Source organism: Pseudoalteromonas sp. SR45-6 (assembly GCF_014163545.1).
In the GTDB taxonomy this organism is placed as follows: Bacteria; Pseudomonadota; Gammaproteobacteria; order Enterobacterales; family Alteromonadaceae; genus Pseudoalteromonas; species Pseudoalteromonas rhizosphaerae.
In genome coordinates this window covers 7,337-10,024 of sequence record NZ_JACJDM010000035.1, presented here as the reverse complement: position 1 = coordinate 10,024, position 2,688 = coordinate 7,337, and the positions used below count along the sequence as shown (strand labels likewise).

Below are 2,688 nucleotides of genomic sequence, written 5' to 3'. Positions count from 1 at the left end.
ACTTGAACCAGTGATCCTCGCCATTATTTGTGAAGGGTGGCGATGCTCTTTTTTTCAACTGAGCTAATTATTAATTAAACGTGAGGTTTTATATGTGGTGGGTGATACTGGACTTGAACCAGTGACCCTCGCCTTGTAAGGGCGATGCTCTCCCAACTGAGCTAATCACCCACATATAATTTTGATTAAATGGTGGGTCGTACTGGACTTGAACCAGTGACCCTCGCCTTGTAAGGGCGATGCTCTCCCAACTGAGCTAACGACCCCAAATAATCAATTACTAAACTTTACGATAACCATTTTATAAATGGTGGGTCGTACTGGACTTGAACCAGTGACCCTCGCCTTGTAAGGGCGATGCTCTCCCAACTGAGCTAACGACCCGTAAAGTTTTATATCTAAATGGTGGGTGATACTGGACTTGAACCAGTGACCCTCGCCTTGTAAGGGCGATGCTCTCCCAACTGAGCTAATCACCCATTTAGATATCATGTAATATGCACCATTCTAAGAATGGTGGGTCGTACTGGACTTGAACCAGTGACCCTCGCCTTGTAAGGGCGATGCTCTCCCAACTGAGCTAACGACCCATATTACAAATTTAAAACGCTACTATTAAAATAAATAGTACTGGATTTTAACCAGTGAACATCGCCGTTAGTTGTAAATAGCGGTGATGCTCTCTTTTCTTGTAACTGAGCTTGTGACCCATATTACAAATTTAAAACATGCAACTATTAATATAATAACAGGTTTTATATGTGGTGGGTGATACTGGACTTGAACCAGTGACCCTCGCCTTGTAAGGGCGATGCTCTCCCAACTGAGCTAATCACCCACATATAAATTAAAACACTACTATTAAAATAAATAGTACTGGATTTTAACCAGTGAACCTCGCCGTTAGTTGTAAATAGCGGTGATGCTCTCTTTTCTTGTAACTGAGCTTGTGACCCATATTACAAATTTAAAACATGCAACTACTAATATAATAACAGGTTTTATATGTGGTGGGTGATACTGGACTTGAACCAGTGACCCTCGCCTTGTAAGGGCGATGCTCTCCCAACTGAGCTAATCACCCACATATAAATTAAAACGCTACTATTAAAATAAATAGTACTGGACTTTAACCAGTGAACCTCGCCGTTACTTGTAAATAGCGGTGATGCTCTCTTTTCTTAGAACTGAGCTAATCACTCACATCTAAACAACAACTCATTGCTGCGTTGTTGTGGGGCGCTATTATAGATAGAGTTGTAAATGTGTCAACACTTGAATGAGGAAAAATGTTTTAGATGCAGGTTTTATAATCAATGCAGTAAGATTGAGATTGTTTTATAGCCAATTTACTTACATTCAATCTATATGTGCAATCAATTTACTCATTATTTAATGCAACACTTCAATAGCTAGTGGTGCCTGTTAGTCAAAAGCGGATTTGTTTTTTAATCATGAAGGAGGAGGTTACAGTCAATCGCATTGCAAAATCCAAATACCGCTAGTTAAATACGATTGATATAAAACACCGACTGTAACTAATGGAGCCTCTGTGATCATATAAATAACTGACAATAGAGTGGGGGCGTTACAGTTAATTGCTCGTATGTTCATCTTAAATTCGTTTTACTTGGTGATGAAAACGTTGTTATGAAAAACAAGAAAACACTCCGACTTTATTTTGCATATAAATGTATACCTTATTGTTTTGATGTTTTAGAGTATATTTCACCTTAGTTAATCTAGATTGTGCGCCTTTCAATCCTAATTTTTGTTTTGAAACAGCTCCCTTGCATGTATTTTGAGCGTCACGGTTTATTCATTATTCAGTTTGTTGAAAATTAAACCGTTTAAAGAAAGTTACTGAAAAAAATGTTGACATTATTTTGGTGGCTGCATAGAATGCGCCCCGCACTCAGCGATACACAGCACGGTTTAACTGCGCAAGTGTTTAGCAAAATAAATTGGGGCTATAGCTCAGCTGGGAGAGCGCTTCGCTGGCAGTGAAGAGGTCTGCGGTTCGATCCCGCATAGCTCCACCAATTTATTAAAGTGTTTGTCCTAGGGTAGCAGTTTTCTGTGTCCCCATCGTCTAGAGGCCTAGGACACCGCCCTTTCACGGCGGTAACAGGGGTTCGAATCCCCTTGGGGACGCCACTTAACTTTTATAAGTTAAAGGCGGGTAAACCGAGAAAATAGCGAACAAGTTAAGCTCGAGTCTTAATTTGTACTTAATCGCAATTACCTTAATCAGCTCAGGATGTGAGCATAACTAATCAATTGTCCTAGTGATACATTTATGTGTCCCCATCGTCTAGAGGCCTAGGACACCGCCCTTTCACGGCGGTAACAGGGGTTCGAATCCCCTTGGGGACGCCACTTACTATTTCTATAGTAGGTGTAGTGTTATTAAGATAGCTCGCCTGAAACGAGTTAAACCATTCAGTTGTCCTAGTGACACATTTATGTGTCCCCATCGTCTAGAGGCCTAGGACACCGCCCTTTCACGGCGGTAACAGGGGTTCGAATCCCCTTGGGGACGCCACTTACTATTTTCATAGTCAGTGCAGTGTTATTAAGCAGCTCGCCTGAAACGAGTTAAACCATTCAGTTGTCCTAGTGACACATATTCTGTGTCCCCATCGTCTAGAGGCCTAGGACACCGCCCTTTCACGGCGGTAACAGGGG

The 2,688-nt window shown here is 41.4% G+C and carries 11 tRNA genes; 4 read left to right on the top strand and 7 right to left on the bottom strand.

The annotated features are described in order from the left end of the window. Positions 1–95 precede the first annotated feature (95 nt). From H5158_RS14745 to H5158_RS14715, 7 genes are all read right to left on the bottom strand, one after another. Positions 96–171: transfer RNA gene (locus H5158_RS14745), tRNA-Val, on the bottom strand. A 19-nt stretch (positions 172–190) separates the two neighbouring features. After that, positions 191–266, bottom strand: a tRNA-Val gene (locus H5158_RS14740). 42 nt (positions 267–308) lie between these two features. Then, a tRNA-Val gene (locus H5158_RS14735) sits at positions 309–384 on the bottom strand. Positions 385–403: 19 nt separating this feature from the next. Then, positions 404–479, bottom strand: a tRNA-Val gene (locus tag H5158_RS14730). A 35-nt stretch (positions 480–514) separates the two neighbouring features. Continuing rightward, positions 515–590, bottom strand: a tRNA-Val gene (locus H5158_RS14725). A gap of 172 nt (positions 591–762) precedes the next feature. Then, positions 763–838 (bottom strand) — tRNA-Val (locus tag H5158_RS14720). Positions 839–1,008: 170 nt separating this feature from the next. After that, positions 1,009–1,084 (bottom strand) — tRNA-Val (locus tag H5158_RS14715). A gap of 882 nt (positions 1,085–1,966) precedes the next feature. Here H5158_RS14715 and H5158_RS14710 point away from each other — a divergent pair. The 4 genes from H5158_RS14710 to H5158_RS14695 all read left to right on the top strand — a co-directional run bounded on the left by H5158_RS14710 (position 1,967) and on the right by H5158_RS14695 (position 2,545). Beyond that, positions 1,967–2,042: transfer RNA gene (locus H5158_RS14710), tRNA-Ala, on the top strand. Positions 2,043–2,081: 39 nt separating this feature from the next. After that, positions 2,082–2,157: transfer RNA gene (locus H5158_RS14705), tRNA-Glu, on the top strand. Positions 2,158–2,303: 146 nt separating this feature from the next. Continuing rightward, positions 2,304–2,379 (top strand) — tRNA-Glu (locus H5158_RS14700). 90 nt (positions 2,380–2,469) lie between these two features. Then, positions 2,470–2,545 (top strand) — tRNA-Glu (locus H5158_RS14695). Positions 2,546–2,688 lie beyond the last annotated feature (143 nt).